Here is a 16,619-nt window from a genome sequence, read left to right as displayed (position 1 = left end):
CCTAACCCCCCTTAATAAGGGGGGGACATGAAGCACTCTAAGTCAACCCCTACTCCCCTTCTTAAGGGGGATTTAGGGGGATCTGGACTCGAATAAAAGGGATATTCCTCATCGACTTGAGGTTTAAGTTGACACTAATAGGTAATACCGTCTCCCTAGCGTCGAAAAAGCGTCAAATCCTCCCTCTTCCCCTGCGGCAAAATGAACACCAAAAAAATTTTTGTGACGGGTGCAAGTGGCTGTATCGGTCACTACATGGCCGAAACTTTGATTCAAGAAACAAACCACGAACTTTACTTATTAGTTCGCAACCCAGAAAAATTAAAATTTGACTGGAAGGCCCGCCCCGGCATCCATATATTACAAGGCGATATGCGAGATATCGAGCAACACGCCGAACTTTTGCAAACAATTAATGTCGCAATTTTAGCTGCCACTGCTTGGGGAGGAACTCAAGAAGTGTTTGACGTTAACGTAACGAAAACTCTCCAGCTAATTCAACTACTTTCGCCACAGACTTGCCAACAAGTAATTTATTTTTCAACGGCCAGTATTCTCGGTCGAGACAACAATTTGCTGAAAGAAGCCGGAGAACTGGGGACAGATTATATTAGCTCAAAATACAACTGCATGGTGCATTTGTCAGCTTTGACAAATGTGCCTCCCATTACGGCACTTTACCCGACATTAGTACTGGGAGGAGACGCCGAAAAACCAGTCTCTCACTTGTCATCTGGCCTGCCCCTTGTGGCCAAATGGATTGGTTTGATTCGCTGGTTTAAGGCAGATGGCAGTTTTCACTTTATCCACGGCGCAGATATTGCTAAAGTAGTTAATTATTTAGTTCAACATCCGCCTGCTTCCGAGGAAACGCGACATTTTGTGCTAGGAAATCCCCCGATTACAGCTAACGAAGTGGTAGAACAAGCTTGCCAGTATTTGAATAAAAACATATTCTTTCGGATTACTCTGTCACCTTGGCTGGCCGATTTCTTTATTTGGCTGTTCCGAATTCAAGTGGCTGCTTGGGATAGATTTTGCATCAGCTACCGCCATTTTACCTATCAAAATCTTGTGAATCCCGAAAGCATAGGAATGCCGAGTTACTGCGGCACAGTTGCCGATATGTTAAGAACTAGCGGGATTCCCGGCAAAGATTCAAATTAGGGGATAAGGAAGTTCGGCAGCGGATTTTATAACGGATGTAACGGATTTAAAGGATTTAACGGATGAATGTTGAGGAAAAAGGAAGAGGAAATGTGCATTAAACAACTAATGTAGGGTTCTTATGGCGCACCAAAGCAGTAATTTACTGTTTCCAGTTTTTTTTCCTTAATTCCATGCTTTTTAAATGCGATTATCGTCAATTAACGGTCAAATACGATAAGATATCAGCATTTGCAAACTTTAACAGGGAACTGCAAGCTAAAAATTGCGCTCAATTTGTGGGTTTTAGGGGGTGTCACCCCTCGCCAGATATTCGATCGAGTGCAAGATCGTAATTTTAGCCTTAACATGAAGTCTTGAGAGTCGATCGAACTCTCACGCCCCGCCAGCCCGATCGCAAGTTGTTTACTGATGTGAGGTTTAACATATAATGCGAGTTCTTCTAGTTTACCCGCTGTTTCCGAAAACATTTTGGTCTTACGAGAAAATCCTAGAATTAGTTGATCGTAAAGTGCTGCTGCCACCGCTGGGTTTGGTAACAGTAGCAGCTATTTTACCCCAAGAATGGGAATTTAAGTTAGTCGATCGCAACATCAGACAAATCACCGAAGCAGAATGGGAATGGGCAGAGCTCGTTATTCTCTCCGCAATGATTGTCCAAAAAGAAGATTTGCTAGACATCATTCGCGAAGCAAAACGGCGCGGTAAATCCGTAGCTTGCGGCGGCCCCTACCCCACCTCTGTACCCGAAGAACCTCAAGCAGCGGGCATAGATTACCTGATTCTCGACGAAGGCGAAATCACCTTGCCGATGTTCGTCGAAGCAATCGGGCGTGGCGAAAAAAGCGGAATTTATCGATCGGACGGCGTAAAACCCGATGTTACCACAACCCCCGTTCCCCGCTTCGACTTGCTGGAATTAGACGCCTACGACTCGATGTCGATTCAATTTTCGCGCGGCTGTCCTTTCCAGTGCGAATTCTGCGATATCATCGTCCTCTACGGCCGCAAACCTCGCACCAAAAACCCCCAACAATTGATAGCAGAATTAGACTATCTCTACAACTTGGGCTGGCGGCGCGGCGTGTTCATGGTAGACGACAACTTTATCGGCAACAAACGCAGCGTCAAACTGTTGCTAAAAGACTTAAAAGTCTGGCAAGAAGAACACAAATTCCCCTTTACTTTCAACACAGAAGCATCCATCGACTTAGCCCAAGACCAAGAATTGATGGAGATGATGGTAGCTTGCAATTTCAATGCAGTGTTTTTAGGGATTGAAACCCCTGATGAAGAAAGCCTGCAAATGACCAAGAAATTCCAAAATACCCGCAATTCCCTGATCGAATCAGTAGAGTTAATTGCGAAAACTGGTTTGCGAGTAATGGCCGGATTCATCATCGGATTCGACGGCGAAAAACCCGGTGCCGGTCAGCGGATTGTCCAGTTTGCCGAAGCAGCAGCTATTCCGAGTACAACGTTTGGAATGCTGCAAGCTTTGCCGCACACTGCATTGTCCCACAGACTAGCAAAAGAAGGGCGGTTGCGCGACAAATCTGGCAACCTCAACCAGACTACCTTGATGAACTTTATCCCGACGCGGCCTCTCGAAGATATTGCCCGCGAATATGTCGAGGCTTTCTGCGAAGTGTACGATGCTGAGAAATATTTAGACCGAACTTATCGCCATTTCTTAATGTTGGGTGCACCCACAGCAAATATACCTGCAAGAATTCCCAGTTGGATCGACTTGCGAGCACTGCTAACGGTGGTTTGGCGGCAGGGAGTCAAGCGCAAAACTCGGTGGAAGTTCTGGCATCATTTGTTCAGTATTCTCAAGCGCAATCCTGCGGTTTGGGATCATTATCTGACTGTGTGCGCTCACAACGAGCATTTCCTGGAATACCGCCAGATTGTGCGGGATGAAATTGAAGCTCAATTGGCTGAGTTTTTGGCTAATGAGTCTCAAACTGTATATCAAGAACCTGTTTCTGTTGAGGAAAAGGAAGTGCAAGCGGTTTAGGGTTGGAGAATTCAACCGCAGATAAACGCAGACAAACGCAGATGAATGTAAGATTGTCTGCGTTTATTTTGTTTTTAATCTCGTTTCCAGGTTCTGACTGGAAATGTCATATCCTGCGGCTCTACCGCCTCTTGAGAGCATGCGAGAGAGCCTCCCGATGCCTTCCCAGTTTCTGACTCAAAAGGTGAAATACTACTATTGGCGACACCAATTATTTCGGCAGATAGAGGCGCGATCGCTCGCAAATATGAAAATCTAATTACAAGCTCAAAAATATCAAAATAGCGATCGCCCTCAACCCGCCATGTTAGGAACAAATCAACTCAGAACAGCCGCTCTCTTAGGACTCCTAAGCGGCCTTCTCGTTTTAGGAAGTTATTATTTAATCGGGAACGAGCAAGGACTTTACATCGGTTTAGCGCTAGCCGGCTTCTCAAGTTTTAGCTCTTGGTACTATTCCGACACGGCAGCGTTAATGGCTTACCGCGCTCAGCCGATCGCCCGCAGCGAAGCTCCCGAAATCTACGATATAGTAGCATCGCTGAGCGAAAAAGCCCAAATTCCGGTGCCTAAAATATTTCTAGTTCCCACTCAATCTCCCAACGCTTTCGCCACAGGAAGAGACCCAGAACACGCGACAATAGCAGTTACTCAAGGAATCATAACTCTACTTTCCCGCGAAGAATTGGAAGGCGTTTTAGCGCACGAACTCACGCACATCCGCAACCGCGACACCCTCACTCAAGCAGTTGCAGGGACAATTGCCGGTGCGATTACATTTGTCGGGCGAATTCTGACTTTTGGAGCGCTTTACGGCCCGGTAACGCGGGATAGCAGACAAGGCGCGAATCCGTTTGGTTTGCTGTTTTTAATCATTTTAGCACCGCTATCAGCAACCGTAATTCAATTGGCGATTTCTCGAACCAGGGAATTTGCAGCCGATAGCGGTGCGGTAGAAATTACCAATAATCCCATCGGTTTAGCCAACGCCTTGCAAAAATTAGAGAAAATGGGTCATGAAATTCCGATGCACGGCAATCCTGCGATGTCGCCCCTGCTGATTGTGAATCCTTTTTCGACTAAAGGTTTGCAGTCACTTTTCCGCACTCACCCGCCGACAGAGGATCGCATTCAACGCCTTTTGGAAATCGCGCAGCAGCAGCAAGGTACTCCAGTTATGGCCTACGTGCCCGGAATTTGATCTATCGAAAATGCAGCAGCAATATTTAGAAACCCGGTTGTTTGAAGCAGCCGGGTTTCTGTTTGTTTGTAATGCTCGCTGTGGTACGATGGAAAAACGAATAAGAAGAAATTTGAGTATCAGGGAGAGCGCCCTGTAATTGCTCTCCCTTCATACGATTACTGGCGATCGCACAAACGCGGGTTTTTCGCTTGGCTCTTGTCTGTTTCAGTCGGCTCATCTTTCTGCAAGGCTATCAGGATTTGAAAGCAAAGCTTGAAACAGAAACAGTAACCCGCCTGCTGTTGGATAACACCAAGCGGCAACGCCAAGCACCGCAAATTCAATTACTTTCAGCTATTACGAATAAGTTAAGGCGAGAATTAGAAAAGGGGTGTCATCAAAGCACAAAAGATTAAGATCTCACTACAAAAGGAATGCTACGGGACACCTGGTGCGAAGGCTTATGCTTGAAAGTTTAGGATTTAAGACATATTGTAAAACGCAGATGATTTGGAATCATCTGCGTTCATCGGCTGTTTAATTAAACCCTATTAAACTGAAGCCGCAACCTTATCTAAAGGCCGCACTTGACGGAGGAATTCGCGAAGTGCATCACCTTCCACCACCTCAGTTTCCAACAGTTTCTGCGTAATTGTTTCCAACAATTCCCGATTGGCTTTCAGAATATCCAAAGCTTGCTGATGTGCAGTTTCGACAATTTCCTTCACTTCTTGGTCGATCGCCTCAGCAGTCTGAGCACTTACCGCACGGCGGGCATTTCCCATACCGTCATTGAGGAACATTGCTTGTTGACCTCGATCGTAAGCTAGAGGCCCCAAAACCTTACTCATCCCGTAAGTTGTCACCATCCGTTCAGCTAAATCAGTCGCCCTTTGCAAGTCGTTGGAAGCGCCAGTAGTAATGCTACCAAACACCACTTCCTCAGCCGATCGCCCTCCAAGCAGTGTAGCAATCTGACCGCGCAATTCCGATTCATCCAACAAGAAACGGTCTTCTGTCGGTACTTGCAACGTGTAACCCAATGCTGCCATACCGCGCGGGACGATCGATATTTTGGCCACTTCGCCGCCGCCGGTCAGTGCAGCACCAACCATCGCGTGTCCGACTTCGTGGTAAGCCACAATCTTTTTCTCTTTTTCATTGAGCACCCGGCTTTTCTTTTCCAAACCAGCTACAACGCGCTCAAACGCCTCAAAAAAGTCTTCCTGCGCCACAGTTAGTCGCTTGTTACGAGCGGCTAACAAAGCAGCTTCATTGACCAAATTTGCCAAATCTGCGCCCGAAAAACCGGGGGTACGAGTGGCGACGGCCTTCAAGTCAATATCCGGGCCCAACTTCACTTTTTGAGAGTGAATGTTCAAAATTTCTTCGCGGCCAGATAAATCGGGGCGATCGACTAAAACTTGGCGATCGAAACGACCAGGGCGCAACAAAGCAGCATCCAAGCTTTCCGGGCGGTTAGTTGCAGCCAGCACAATTACCGTAGTATTGCCCGCCGCAAAACCGTCCATTTCAGTTAATAATTGATTGAGAGTTTGTTCGCGTTCATCATTCCCACCGAAGCTAGCGTTACTGCTACGAGATTTGCCGATCGCGTCCAATTCATCAATGAAAATAATACAAGGAGCCTGTTTCTTAGCCTGCTCAAATAAATCTCTAACTCTTGCAGAACCAACACCTACAAACAGTTCCACAAACTCCGAACCGGAGATGCTAAAAAACGGCACGCCAGCTTCACCAGCCACTGCTTTTGCTAACAGCGTTTTGCCAGTTCCTGGAGGCCCGACTAACAGCACGCCTTTCGGGATTCTCGCGCCAATTGCCGTAAATCTGTCAGGAGTTTTCAGGAATTCAACAACTTCGACTAATTCAGTTTTAGCCTCTTCTACTCCAGCCACATCAGCAAAAGTAATTTTCGCCGATTCGCCTTCTACATAGACCTTAGCTTTGCTTTTGCCCAGCGAGAGCGCGCCCTGTGGCCCGCCACCCTGCCTGTTCATGAAAAATTGAAAAATCGCCACAAAAATCAGCGGCGGAACTACCCAGCTTAAAACACTGCCGATCCAGCCATTTTTGGAAGGAGGAGTTGCCGCAAATTCAACGCCTTTTTCTTGTAAAAGTTTAGGTAATTCCAGGTCAAAAATCGGCGTAGTTGACAGCACTTGACCGGGTTTGTCGCCTTCACCTTTGAGTTGGTAGCGAATTTCATTTTGACCTACCGAAGCTCGGACTACATCTTGTTCTTGTACTTGATGGACGAACAAGCTGTAAGGTACTTGCGGAATTTGAGGGCCGAACAAATTCGGTAAAAAGATGTTTGCCAGCAAAAACAAACTTGAGAGCAATAACAAAATATTGCTAATTTGGCGAAAACGAGGTGGTTGGGGCTGGTCTTTAATGGCCATTGATAACTGTCATCCTTTGATTTAAAGCAGTTTTATTCATCTATTTTCTCATCAAATACCCACACACTGTTAAGCGGATTTCCTCACTTTATCGGGTGGGTTAACCCGCTAGCACCGCTGTGCCATTATTAACAATGTTTTTTTTAACGAACCGCGAAGACGCTAAGGACACGAAGGAAGAGAAGAGCTTTCTAGTATGTAGGGTGCGCCGAAGAACAGGGAATATTTATGCAGCTTCCGGGTTTAACTGAATCATTTCCCAAGTGGTATAAGTGCCGATCGCACCCCAAATCGCGTAAGGCAAAAGTAACAAAGCGGCGGTTTGAGAAATCGGCAAAACAGCCAACGTCAGCACAACTCCCAAAATCTCGCCAGCCCCTCCCAAAATCGTCCCTACTTTGAGACTTTTGGCTCTGAGAGTAGCAGGAATATAAGCAACTGTGACAATTTCTAAAATCAAGTACAAAGCCATCAGCAGCCAAGTTTTGAGACTACCGGGTTCCTGTTCCCACACGAAAGTAGCGCTGCCGGCCCCGCAAGCAAAAATCACCGTCCAAATTAACGGAATAGCAGGCTCAAAAAACATCCAATTCGGTCTTTGAAGTTTAACGGCCCAATTAATATCGCGCAGTTTAAAAAACAGAGTACCGAAGGCGACTAAGAAAGTCACGCCGCCGATAATCATCCAAGATTCAATCATGGTTTTCAACTTTCCAATTGCTCGATCGCTCATTAAGTCGATCGTGCCAACTCCCAGCCGAACTTAGATCCGCCTTTAGTAATAACTTTTGTAAAGCCCGATGCAATTATCGTTAACCGCCCGACACATTCTTAGCAAACTCATCGCGTCCAGACACCAAATTAGCTGGAACGCCGTTAGGGTAATTTTGCGCGATTAAAGCTTGCAACTTTTGAACTCGGTTTTCAGGATTCGGGTGAGAACTCAAAAACTCCGGTGGCGCTTCGCCCTTCCTAGCGGCACCGAGAATTTGCATCACCTCAACAATACCTCTAGGATCGTAACCAGCTTCGGTCATAAACCGAAAACCGAGCTGATCGCTCTCAAGTTCATCTGATCTACCGTACCGTAAACCGACCACTTGATTGACAGCTTGAGCAATTAATGCAGCCTGCTGGCCCCCACCGCGATCGTCGCTAGTAGCCACCCCAACCGCCGTTACCAAAGCCCTACCCAACTGCTGTTTGGCCAAGTGTTCCGCAGCGTGTCGGCCCACCACGTGACCGGCCTCGTGCCCCAGTACAGCAGCCAACTGAGCCTCGGAATTCAGACGCCGCAGCAGCCCCGCAGTAATGAAAACTTGTCCCCCCGGTAAAGCAAAAGCATTGACAGTTTCGGCGTCTCGCAGCAGGTGGAATTCAAACGGATAACCCGCTTGTTTAGCGGCCGAACCGTTGACAACTCGTTCTCCTACTCGATCGACATACTGTTGAATACTCTGGTTGGGATAAAGCCCCCCGTGCTGGGCGGCCATTTTATCTCGCGCCTGCAATCCCAAAACTATCTCTTGGCGGGGAGAAAGCTGCACCCGCTGTCTCTCTCCTGTTACCGGATTTTGTACGTCGTTTGTAAAATAGGTGATTGCCCCAAAAAATGCCATTAATAGCCCGATCGCGGCTCGAAATAAAAATTTATTCACAGGCTTTTACCTAAAAACTTTCGCGAGTAGATTACCAGGCTGACAGCTAACTCGACATCTGTCTGAAGTATTAATAATGGAATATTGTTATAGTTTTTTTGGATCATTGGCTAAGAAGGCTTTTTTTAAACGAACCGCGTAAGCGCTAGGACACGAAGGAAGAGAAGAAGAGAAGAAGGTTATAGTTATTAAATCGGTTAAATCTGTTGAATAGATTACACAATCAGTTGCCGAACTTCCTTCGCAATATGTTCCAAGCTACTCGCCGCCGCCTCGCTATTTGGTATACAGCCGTTACTGCTGTATTGTTACTTGTATTCGCCACTGGTTTCTATTTCTACGTCCGCACAACTTTGATCGATCGCATTGATGACACCCTCCATCACGTTGTCGAAGTAATAGAGCGAACTCTGGTTATCGAACCGCTAAAATTCCCTAGTACCACAGATAAAAATAAATTGCAAGTTAATATTCAAGCCAGTTTTCGAGATAGCACCGATGCAGTAGAAGATGACCACATTGATTTAGAATGGTTCAGTCCTACGGGCGAATTGCTGTGGTCTACTTTATCGGAACCACTGAATATTCCCATTCACGCTAACCGCACTGGCGAAACAGTTTGGATTATTAATAATAAGTTGCAGTCAGATCAAAACTATTCCCTCAGACAAGTAACGCAGCGAGTACAAATCGGCCGCCAAGTTCTGGGATATTTGCGAGTCAGCCATCCTTGGTTTGAAGTGACAAAACCCATCCGCCAATTAATTCTTGATTTGATTTTGGGCGCGAGTTTAACTCTAATTTGCGTTGCAGCTATTGGCTGGCTGCTGTCGGGATTGGCTATGAAACCTGTGCGGGAGTCTTACGGGCGTCTCAAACAGTTTACTGCTGATGCTTCTCACGAACTCAGAAATCCGATCGCCACTATTCAAACTAACGTCCAAGTAGCTTTGGCGGAAGCGGATATCGAACCGCAGCAACATCAACAGCTACAAGTTATCGAACGCCTCACCCGCCGCTTGGGGCGCTTGGTTGACGATTTGTTATTTTTAGCCAGACAAGATAGCGGCATCGTGCAGCAGCAGTGGATTGAGGTTCCTCTCGATGCTTTGCTGATGGAGGTAATTGAAGAACAACAGGCGATCGCCACCACCCAAAATCTCTCTCTTTCTTTGGAAATTGTCGATCTGCCCAACGGTGACGACAACTTTACACTGTTGGGAGACTGGGATCAACTAGCCCGACTTTTTACCAATATCGTCAGCAACGCCGTGCAGTACACGCCCTCTGGAGGTCAAATTCAAGTAGAATTGGATGTGGCAGCTAAAAACAAAAGAAATTCGCCGATGTTAAATCCAGCGCTGCAAATAAAAGTAACAGACACCGGCATCGGAATTTCCACAGAAGCCCTGCCGCATTTATTCGATCGATTCTACCGCGCAGATCCCGCCCGCACCCACCGCAGCGCCGCCGGTTCCGGTTTAGGATTAGCCATCGCCAAAGCAATTGTCGAAAATCACCGTGGCCAAATCCGCATAGACAGCCAAGTCGATCGAGGTACAGCCGTTACCGTCACCCTCCCCGCCCACAAATCAGAACAATTCCGCCTTTAAAACTTCCCTTCTTCCTCTCTTCCTCTCTTCCTCTGCGCCCTCTGCGCCCTCTGCGGTTTAAAAAAAATCTACCCCTCAAACCCTTATTCTTCCTACCTCGCGCCCAAACCCAGCTATTAAAATTCATTTACGCCATAGATTAACATAAACGTTGTTGGAAAACCTCGATCGAACTTGTGAGGAGTTATTTATGTTTCGCCACAATCTACCGTTTAAAAAAATCAGCTTGCTAGCAGCCACCTGCGGAGGTTTACTCGTTAGTCTCGCAACACTTTCCCAAGCCGGCGGCCCCCCGCCCCAACAAGGAAAACCCGTTTCCCAACCCGCAGAGACTCCCGCAGCCACTGAAGAACCCGTCAGCGAACCAACTCCGGCTGCGAGTCCGGGCCCCAGCGAGATGCCCTCTACACCAACAGAAGCGCCTGCCCGCTTCCCCATGCCCAGTGCGCGAGTTACGCCTGGCGAAGGCATGATAGTAATTAAACTGGTGAATACCACCAATGCTGTCATCAATTATCAAATCGTAGGCGTCACTCAGCCGCGCACTCTGGGCGAACAATCGGAAATTTTGCTTAAAAGCATCCCAGTGCCGATCACCCTCACTTACCAGCGCCCAGACGGAGGATTGCTGCTGGTTCGCCCCCAAGCAACCGCGATGCCGGGAATGTTGCAAGTCAGTTTCGGCGCGACAACTGAGTTGGACGCTGATACAAAATCGCTGCAAATTCAGGAAGATGGCAAGGTAATTTTGAATTAGTTTAACTGTTGACTGTTGACTGTTAACTGTTAACTGTTGACTGTTGACTGTTACCATTCATGTCAACTTAAGACTAAAATCCATAATAAATATCGTTTATAGTTGAGTTTCGAGTCCCCCTAACCCCTCTTAATAAGGGGGGGGAAAGAATATTCTTACGCCCCCTCTAACTCCCATTAATAAAGGGGAAAGAGCATTCAAAGTCCCCCTTCTCAAGGGGGATTTAGGGGGATCAAAACTTCGATACAAACGAGATATACACAGGGTTTTAGTATTAGGTTGACACCGATGGGCTGTTACTAATTCCCAATTTCCAATTCCAAATTCCCAGTTAACCGTCAATCGCCGAGTAACAAAGGAGGTAACTTAGTAAAAGGTAAATCCTCGTTGATTGCATCAATTTCTTCCTGTTCTCTTTCGTTGATTTGACCGATATAAGACTTGAGAATTTGGGCCAGACGGTTATTATAAAATCGGTGCAAACTATAATTTGGCGTAGCTGGAAAGCCACGCCGTTTTTTGTGCCGCCCGCCGGCACCGGGATCGAAGCTTTGGATGCCCCGATCGATCGCCCATTCGATCGGCGTATAGTAACAAGCATCGAAGTGCAAGCAGTCTATTTCCTGTAAACTGCCCCAATAACGCCCGTACAGTCGATCGCCCTTATACAAACAAAAAGACATACCCATCGGCTGTCTGTCATCTTCCTTGTCGTAGGCGGCTACAAATAAAACTCGATCGCGATAATTGTGGTGCAACTGTTCAAAAAATCGCTTAGTCAAATACTTGCTTCCCCACCAACCAAATTTGTCGCAAGTATTCTCATAAAAAGCATACATTTGAGCAAACATGGCTTGGGGAATTTCATCGCCCGTCAGCGTTTTTATCAACAAACCAGCTTGGTCAACTGCTTTGCGTTCGCGTTTGATATTGCGACGCTGGTTGGCATTAAATGCGCCTAAATAATTGTCAAAATTTTGATAGCCTTGATTTTGCCAAATATAGCTGTGGTGCAGCCAACTGCTGAAACCGTGGCGTTCCATTCTTTCGCGCCATTCTGGATCGACGTAAAGGAAATTGCAACCGGAGATATTGTGCCGATCGCAAAAATGGTCGATCGCGCTTACCATTACTCCAGTTAACTCGTCTTCATCTTCTCCCTCGGCAATCAAAAACCGATAGCCTTCAGCCGGAGTAAACGGCGTCATTCCCATCAATTTGGGGTAATATTGAACACCCAAACGTTGAGCTAAATCGGCCCACTGATTGTCGAACACAAATTCGCCGTAGCTGTGGCTTTTGACATACAGTGGCGCGCAAGCAATCAACTGTTTGTCTCGCCAGACTGTTAAGTGATGCGGTAGCCAACCGGTTTTAGCTGTCGCACTGCCCGATACTTCGAGATTGTTAAGCCAATCCCATTCCAGAAATAGAGTTTTTAGTGGCATCGCCAAGGCATCCCACGACGCTTGCGGGATTTCGCTTATTTTGCTAATCCAGGCTACAGAATATTCAGGTTTTGGCTGTTTCAGCATAGGGAGATTTGAGCGTAGAGCGATCGAACTTCATTTAAGTTAATATAATTTCCCTTCTTCGACACTTGTTACCAGGCAGAGCCTGGTAACGCAGATCCAGAGGCTCTGCCTCGATTTTCCTTGGGCTGGCGAGGCAGAGCCTCGCTTACATGGGTTCCCAAGCAGAGCCGGGGAACCAGTTAAACCAGTTAATCCGGGACTATCGATCGACCCGATAATGCAAAAATACCTCTTGTCCCACCTGTTTAACCGCCAAAAGCTCCAATTTCGGCGCTAAATCGGCCAAAAAACCCTCTCCCTCAACAGCCGTCGGTGCATCCGCCCCGCCCAAAATTAACGGGCACACCGTCAGCCAAAGTTCGTCTACCAAGCCTGCAGCTAGCACAGAGGCTACCAGTTTCCCCCCGCCCAGAATCGCCAAACGTTTGATACCGATAGTTTCTAGCTGTTGAAACGCATCAATCCAATCAATCTCTCCACCTACGGTTTTTGCATAGATAATTCGATCGAATTGAGATGTTGCACCATTCTCCATAAGCCTTTTATCAACAGGCAAGATGCCTGTTCCACAAGCAAGTTCATCTCTTGTGCAACAGGCATCTTGCCCGTTCTTGAGAGGAGACGGCAATGCCGTTTCCCTGCTGTCAGGCCCCGTCAGCAGCCACCGAGGCACCGGTTGCTGGAAAAATCGCAAGTTTGGGTCAAATTGGGACGATCGCGAACATACAATTTGCACCGGTTGTGGGGGCTTACCTTGGAGTTCCCTCTGTTTGACCAATTCCGGCGAAATCACTCTCATCGTCGTCCCATAAGCCTGTAACGTGCCGTTGCCGAACAAAACCGCGTCACTTTCTGCTACTTGCTGTTCGAGGTGGGCTTTGTCATTGGCAGAACCAAATCTCGCGGGCGATCGCACTACATCTGCAATTTTACCGTCCGCACTAATCGCGAGTATTACTGTGGCGTGAAGTTCAGTCATGACTTATCAGAATTTCCCAGAACATTTAACTGTAGCAATTCACAACTATTTGTAAAGTTTGTTTTCAACTCGCTCCCACGGGTTTTATTTGACGGATAATGTCTGTTTATTTATTTTGCAACCCCAGCGATCGCCCTAGCAAAGTATTTACTTTTCTTTACAAACAGCAGATCAAAAAACGGCGCGACAGGTAAAAATTTCCTTGCAGACTTCAAATGCGTCGCGCGATCGACTAGAGTAAAAAAAATGGCTTTATCCGTTTATTCATCGCAAAGGAAACAAAGCTCATGGTTCAACGCGGTTCTACAGTTCGGATTCTCCGCAAAGAATCCTACTGGTATCAAGAAGTGGGCACCGTTGCTACGGTAGACCAAAGCGGCATTAAATACCCAGTTATCGTTCGCTTTGACAAAGTAAATTATGCCGGCGTCAACACCAACAACTTCGCCCAAAGCGAATTAGTGGAAGTAGCAGCCCCCAAAGCGAAAGCAAAATCAACCGCAGCTCCAGGCGGCAAGCAAACCACGATCGAGGAAAAAACCCGGAAAACCGGCAGCGGAGGAGCCCCCCAGCAGCCGAAAACTTCAACCGACAGCAAACCCGGTGCCGAAGTTCCGGGCAGCGTCGAAGGTTCGCCAAATCAAGGAACAGAACAACGCTAATTGTGCCAGAACTGCCAGAAGTTGAAACTATTTGCCGAGGTTTGAATCAAGCAACCCTCGATCAAGAAATGTTGGGCGGCGACGTGTTGTTAAACAGCACGATCGCCCGCTCAATCTCTGCGACCGATTTTTTGACGAAACTCAAAGGAAAGTCGATCGCCCGCTGGTACAGACGCGGCAAATATCTACTGGCAGAACTATCTCAATTCCCAGAAGGAGAAAGGGAAAGGGGGAGAGAGGGAGAGGGGGAGAGGGGGAGAGTCGGAGAATTTCTTGCCCAAACTCCAAACTCTTCCCGAACGCCTTCTTTCTCCCCCTCCCTTTTGCCTTCAAAAGCCGGCTGGTTGGGCGTTCACCTGCGGATGACGGGACAACTGCTGTGGGTGAACAGATCCGAACCCCTGCAAAAACACGCGCGAGTGCGGCTGTTTTTTGAAGGAAACCAAGAACTGCGGTTTGTAGACCAGCGGACCTTCGGGCAAATGTGGTACGTGCCCGCAGAAACCGAGGTTTCGAGCACTGTCATCGGTCTGAAACTCTTAGGCCCCGAACCGTTCTCAGAGGAATTTACAACAGAATATTTGGCCCGCAAGCTGCACAGGCGGGCGCGACCCATCAAAACAGCTTTGCTAGACCAGGCACTGATAGCTGGTTTGGGCAATATTTACGCAGACGAAACTTTGTTCTTGTCGGGAGTGATGCCCACAACTCTGTGCGCGGATTTGACCGCCGAGCAAATTGGGCGCATCCATACAGCTATTATTCAAGTTTTACAGAAGGCGATCGCATCCGGTGGCACCACTTTTAGCAATTTTCTCAACGTCCAAGGTGTGAACGGCAACTACGGCGGCGTCGCTTGGGTCTACAATCGCGCCGGTCAACCCTGCCGCACTTGCTCGGCAACCATCGAACGTATAAAATTAGCAGGGCGATCGACTCATTTTTGCCCCATTTGTCAGACCTAGGAAGCAGTCAATGGATTTTAGGCTTTAGATTTTAGATTTTAGATGTACTCCACGAATCGCACTCCTTTATTCCTTAGTCAGCTTGGAGTGGACTTCGTTTGTTTAGTAGCGATTTCAATCGCCGAGTGACTTTCCAGCCAAATCTAGATTAAAATTTGTATAGTTTTTTAAACTAAACAAAGCAAGTTATGGCAATCAAGAAAGGCAGTATAGTTCGCGCTGTACGCGAAAAATTGGAAAACAGTCTAGAAGCCCAAGCCAGCGACCAGCGCTTTTCCTCCTATATATTTGAAACAAAGGGCGAAGTGATGGATGTTCGCGGCGACTATGCCTTCGTCAAATTTGGCAAAGTTCCCACCCCGAATATTTGGCTGCGGGTAGACCAACTCGAAGATTTTCAGTAAGTCACCAAAACTAAACATCACTGTTCTTAATGTAGCGAAGGGTGCACACCGCGCACCTTTCCCCAATTAAGTTGATTGCTAAAATCTAAAATCTAAAATTTAAAATCTAAAACCCAATGAATTCTCCATCAAACCGCGTATCAATTATTGGTGCAGGCAAAGTCGGCAGTACGTTAGCCCAGCGAATTGCTGAGAAAAATCTGGCAGATGTAGTATTGCTAGATATTGTGGAGGGTTGGCCGCAGGGCGTTGCTTTGGATTTGATGGAAGCTAGGGGAGTGGAACGCCACGATCGCCAAATTGTCGGTACTAATGATTATACTGATACGGCAAACTCAAATATCATAGTAATTGCCGCCGGAGTGCCCCGCAAACCCGGTATTAATCGGGAAGATTTAATAAAAATCAATGCTCGAATTGTCACTGAAGCCACAAAACAGACGATCGAGCATTCTCCCGAAGCAATCTTAATCACAGTCACAAATCCCCTAGATATCATGACTTATTTAGCTTGGGAAGCAGCGGATGTTCCCAAACACCGAGTCATGGGGATGGGGGGAGTTCTCGACTCCGCCCGCTTTCAAACTTTTATTGCCATGGAATTGGGCGTTTCAAATGCTCAAGTCAATGCAACTGTCATCGGTTCTCATGGCGATTTGATGGTTCCTTTACCCCGCTATTCCACTGTCAACGGTATTCCGATCAATCAACTTATGGATGCTGGGGCGATCGATCGACTCGTACAGCGGACTCGCCACGGCGGCGCAGAAATTGTAGAATTGATGAAAACTGGTAGTGCTTATTTTGCACCCGCATCTTCTGTCTGTTTGATGGTAGAATCTATCTTATTTAATCAGTCGCGACTCTTGCCTTGCTGCGTTTATTTGCACGGCGAATACGGTGTGCAAGATATCTTTTTAGGAGTGCCCTGCCGCTTGGGAACTCAGGGAGTCGAACAATTAGTGGAACTCGAACTCAGCGATACTGAAAGAGCATCCTTTATCGAGTCGGGCAAATTGGTTGCCCAAAATATTGAGGAAGCGAAGGCAATACTGAAAACTGCTTCTTAAGCTGTCGAGTATTTAAATTACATATTGTCTGTTCCCCGTTTCCCGTTTCCTGTTCCTTTTCACCAAATTCTCACACCCTATTGAAATGCACAACAGCTTAAGGAATGAAAAATAAATAAGTTGATTAGTTATCGGTTATAATGAAAAAAGTGTGAGATTACAATTTTTACCAAAACA

15 protein-coding genes are annotated in these 16,619 nt (G+C 47.0%); 10 read left to right on the top strand and 5 right to left on the bottom strand.

Annotated features, from left to right (window positions below; all coding sequences use genetic code 11):
- The first annotated feature begins 201 nt into the window (after positions 1 to 201).
- The 4 genes from QT979_RS09950 to QT979_RS09935 all read left to right on the top strand — a co-directional run bounded on the left by QT979_RS09950 (position 202) and on the right by QT979_RS09935 (position 4,789).
- Positions 202 to 1,167, top strand: coding sequence for an NAD(P)-dependent oxidoreductase (locus tag QT979_RS09950; protein WP_333216492.1), 966 nt, complete (start codon positions 202 to 204; stop codon positions 1,165 to 1,167).
- A 430-nt stretch (positions 1,168 to 1,597) separates the two neighbouring features.
- A complete protein-coding gene (locus QT979_RS09945; protein ID WP_333216490.1) occupies positions 1,598 to 3,190 on the top strand; it encodes a B12-binding domain-containing radical SAM protein in 1,593 nt (530 codons plus the stop codon).
- A gap of 304 nt (positions 3,191 to 3,494) precedes the next feature.
- Entirely contained in the window at positions 3,495 to 4,391 is an 897-nt protein-coding gene (locus tag QT979_RS09940; RefSeq protein ID WP_333216366.1) for a M48 family metalloprotease, read from the top strand.
- 242 nt (positions 4,392 to 4,633) lie between these two features.
- Positions 4,634 to 4,789, top strand: a complete 156-nt coding sequence (locus QT979_RS09935; protein ID WP_333309533.1) for a hypothetical protein — start codon at positions 4,634 to 4,636, stop codon at positions 4,787 to 4,789.
- A 135-nt stretch (positions 4,790 to 4,924) separates the two neighbouring features.
- Here the strand turns inward: QT979_RS09935 and ftsH4 are convergent, their stop codons facing one another.
- From ftsH4 to QT979_RS09920, 3 genes are all read right to left on the bottom strand, one after another.
- The gene (gene ftsH4 / locus QT979_RS09930; protein WP_333309530.1) at positions 4,925 to 6,799 is read right to left on the bottom strand and encodes an ATP-dependent zinc metalloprotease FtsH4; all 1,875 of its coding nucleotides are present in this window, start codon (positions 6,797 to 6,799) and stop codon (positions 4,925 to 4,927) included.
- A gap of 226 nt (positions 6,800 to 7,025) precedes the next feature.
- Entirely contained in the window at positions 7,026 to 7,532 is a 507-nt protein-coding gene (locus QT979_RS09925) for a TspO/MBR family protein (RefSeq protein WP_445242619.1), read from the bottom strand.
- 79 nt (positions 7,533 to 7,611) lie between these two features.
- Positions 7,612 to 8,457 carry a M48 family metallopeptidase gene (locus QT979_RS09920; RefSeq protein ID WP_333309527.1) on the bottom strand — a complete coding sequence of 282 codons (846 nt, stop codon included), beginning with the start codon at positions 8,455 to 8,457 and terminating at the stop codon, positions 7,612 to 7,614.
- Positions 8,458 to 8,705: 248 nt separating this feature from the next.
- Between QT979_RS09920 and QT979_RS09915 the strand changes: the two genes are divergently transcribed.
- Positions 8,706 to 10,070 (top strand): ATP-binding protein, encoded by a 1,365-nt coding sequence (locus QT979_RS09915; RefSeq protein ID WP_333309525.1) that lies wholly within the window; start codon positions 8,706 to 8,708, stop codon positions 10,068 to 10,070.
- Between the two features lie 190 nt (positions 10,071 to 10,260).
- Positions 10,261 to 10,827: a hypothetical protein gene (locus QT979_RS09910; RefSeq protein WP_333309522.1), complete on the top strand. Its 567-nt coding sequence runs from the start codon at positions 10,261 to 10,263 to the stop codon at positions 10,825 to 10,827.
- Positions 10,828 to 11,165: 338 nt separating this feature from the next.
- Here the strand turns inward: QT979_RS09910 and QT979_RS09905 are convergent, their stop codons facing one another.
- Together QT979_RS09905 and QT979_RS09900 are read right to left on the bottom strand one after the other, a co-directional pair.
- Positions 11,166 to 12,362 carry a GNAT family N-acetyltransferase gene (locus tag QT979_RS09905; protein WP_333309520.1) on the bottom strand — a complete coding sequence of 399 codons (1,197 nt, stop codon included), beginning with the start codon at positions 12,360 to 12,362 and terminating at the stop codon, positions 11,166 to 11,168.
- Positions 12,363 to 12,561: 199 nt separating this feature from the next.
- On the bottom strand, positions 12,562 to 13,341 hold the full coding sequence (locus tag QT979_RS09900; protein WP_333309517.1) for a dihydrofolate reductase family protein: 780 nt from the start codon (positions 13,339 to 13,341) through the stop codon (positions 12,562 to 12,564).
- A gap of 287 nt (positions 13,342 to 13,628) precedes the next feature.
- Between QT979_RS09900 and QT979_RS09895 the strand changes: the two genes are divergently transcribed.
- The 4 genes from QT979_RS09895 (at position 13,629) to mdh (ending at position 16,442) form a co-directional block, all read left to right on the top strand.
- Positions 13,629 to 14,003: a photosystem I reaction center subunit IV gene (locus QT979_RS09895; RefSeq protein ID WP_333083044.1), complete on the top strand. Its 375-nt coding sequence runs from the start codon at positions 13,629 to 13,631 to the stop codon at positions 14,001 to 14,003.
- A 2-nt stretch (positions 14,004 to 14,005) separates the two neighbouring features.
- Positions 14,006 to 14,968, top strand: a complete 963-nt coding sequence (locus tag QT979_RS09890; RefSeq protein ID WP_333309514.1) for a DNA-formamidopyrimidine glycosylase — start codon at positions 14,006 to 14,008, stop codon at positions 14,966 to 14,968.
- A gap of 188 nt (positions 14,969 to 15,156) precedes the next feature.
- Positions 15,157 to 15,372 carry an NAD(P)H-quinone oxidoreductase subunit O gene (locus QT979_RS09885; protein WP_333083047.1) on the top strand — a complete coding sequence of 72 codons (216 nt, stop codon included), beginning with the start codon at positions 15,157 to 15,159 and terminating at the stop codon, positions 15,370 to 15,372.
- 116 nt (positions 15,373 to 15,488) lie between these two features.
- Positions 15,489 to 16,442 (top strand): malate dehydrogenase, encoded by a 954-nt coding sequence (gene mdh, locus QT979_RS09880; RefSeq protein WP_333309510.1) that lies wholly within the window; start codon positions 15,489 to 15,491, stop codon positions 16,440 to 16,442.
- Positions 16,443 to 16,619 lie beyond the last annotated feature (177 nt).

Source organism: Microcoleus sp. w2-18bC1 (assembly GCF_036700365.1).
Taxonomy (GTDB): domain Bacteria; phylum Cyanobacteriota; class Cyanobacteriia; order Cyanobacteriales; family Microcoleaceae; genus Microcoleus.
The sequence above is the reverse complement of the archived record's forward strand: the minus strand, read 5'-3'. Positions and strand labels throughout refer to the sequence as shown.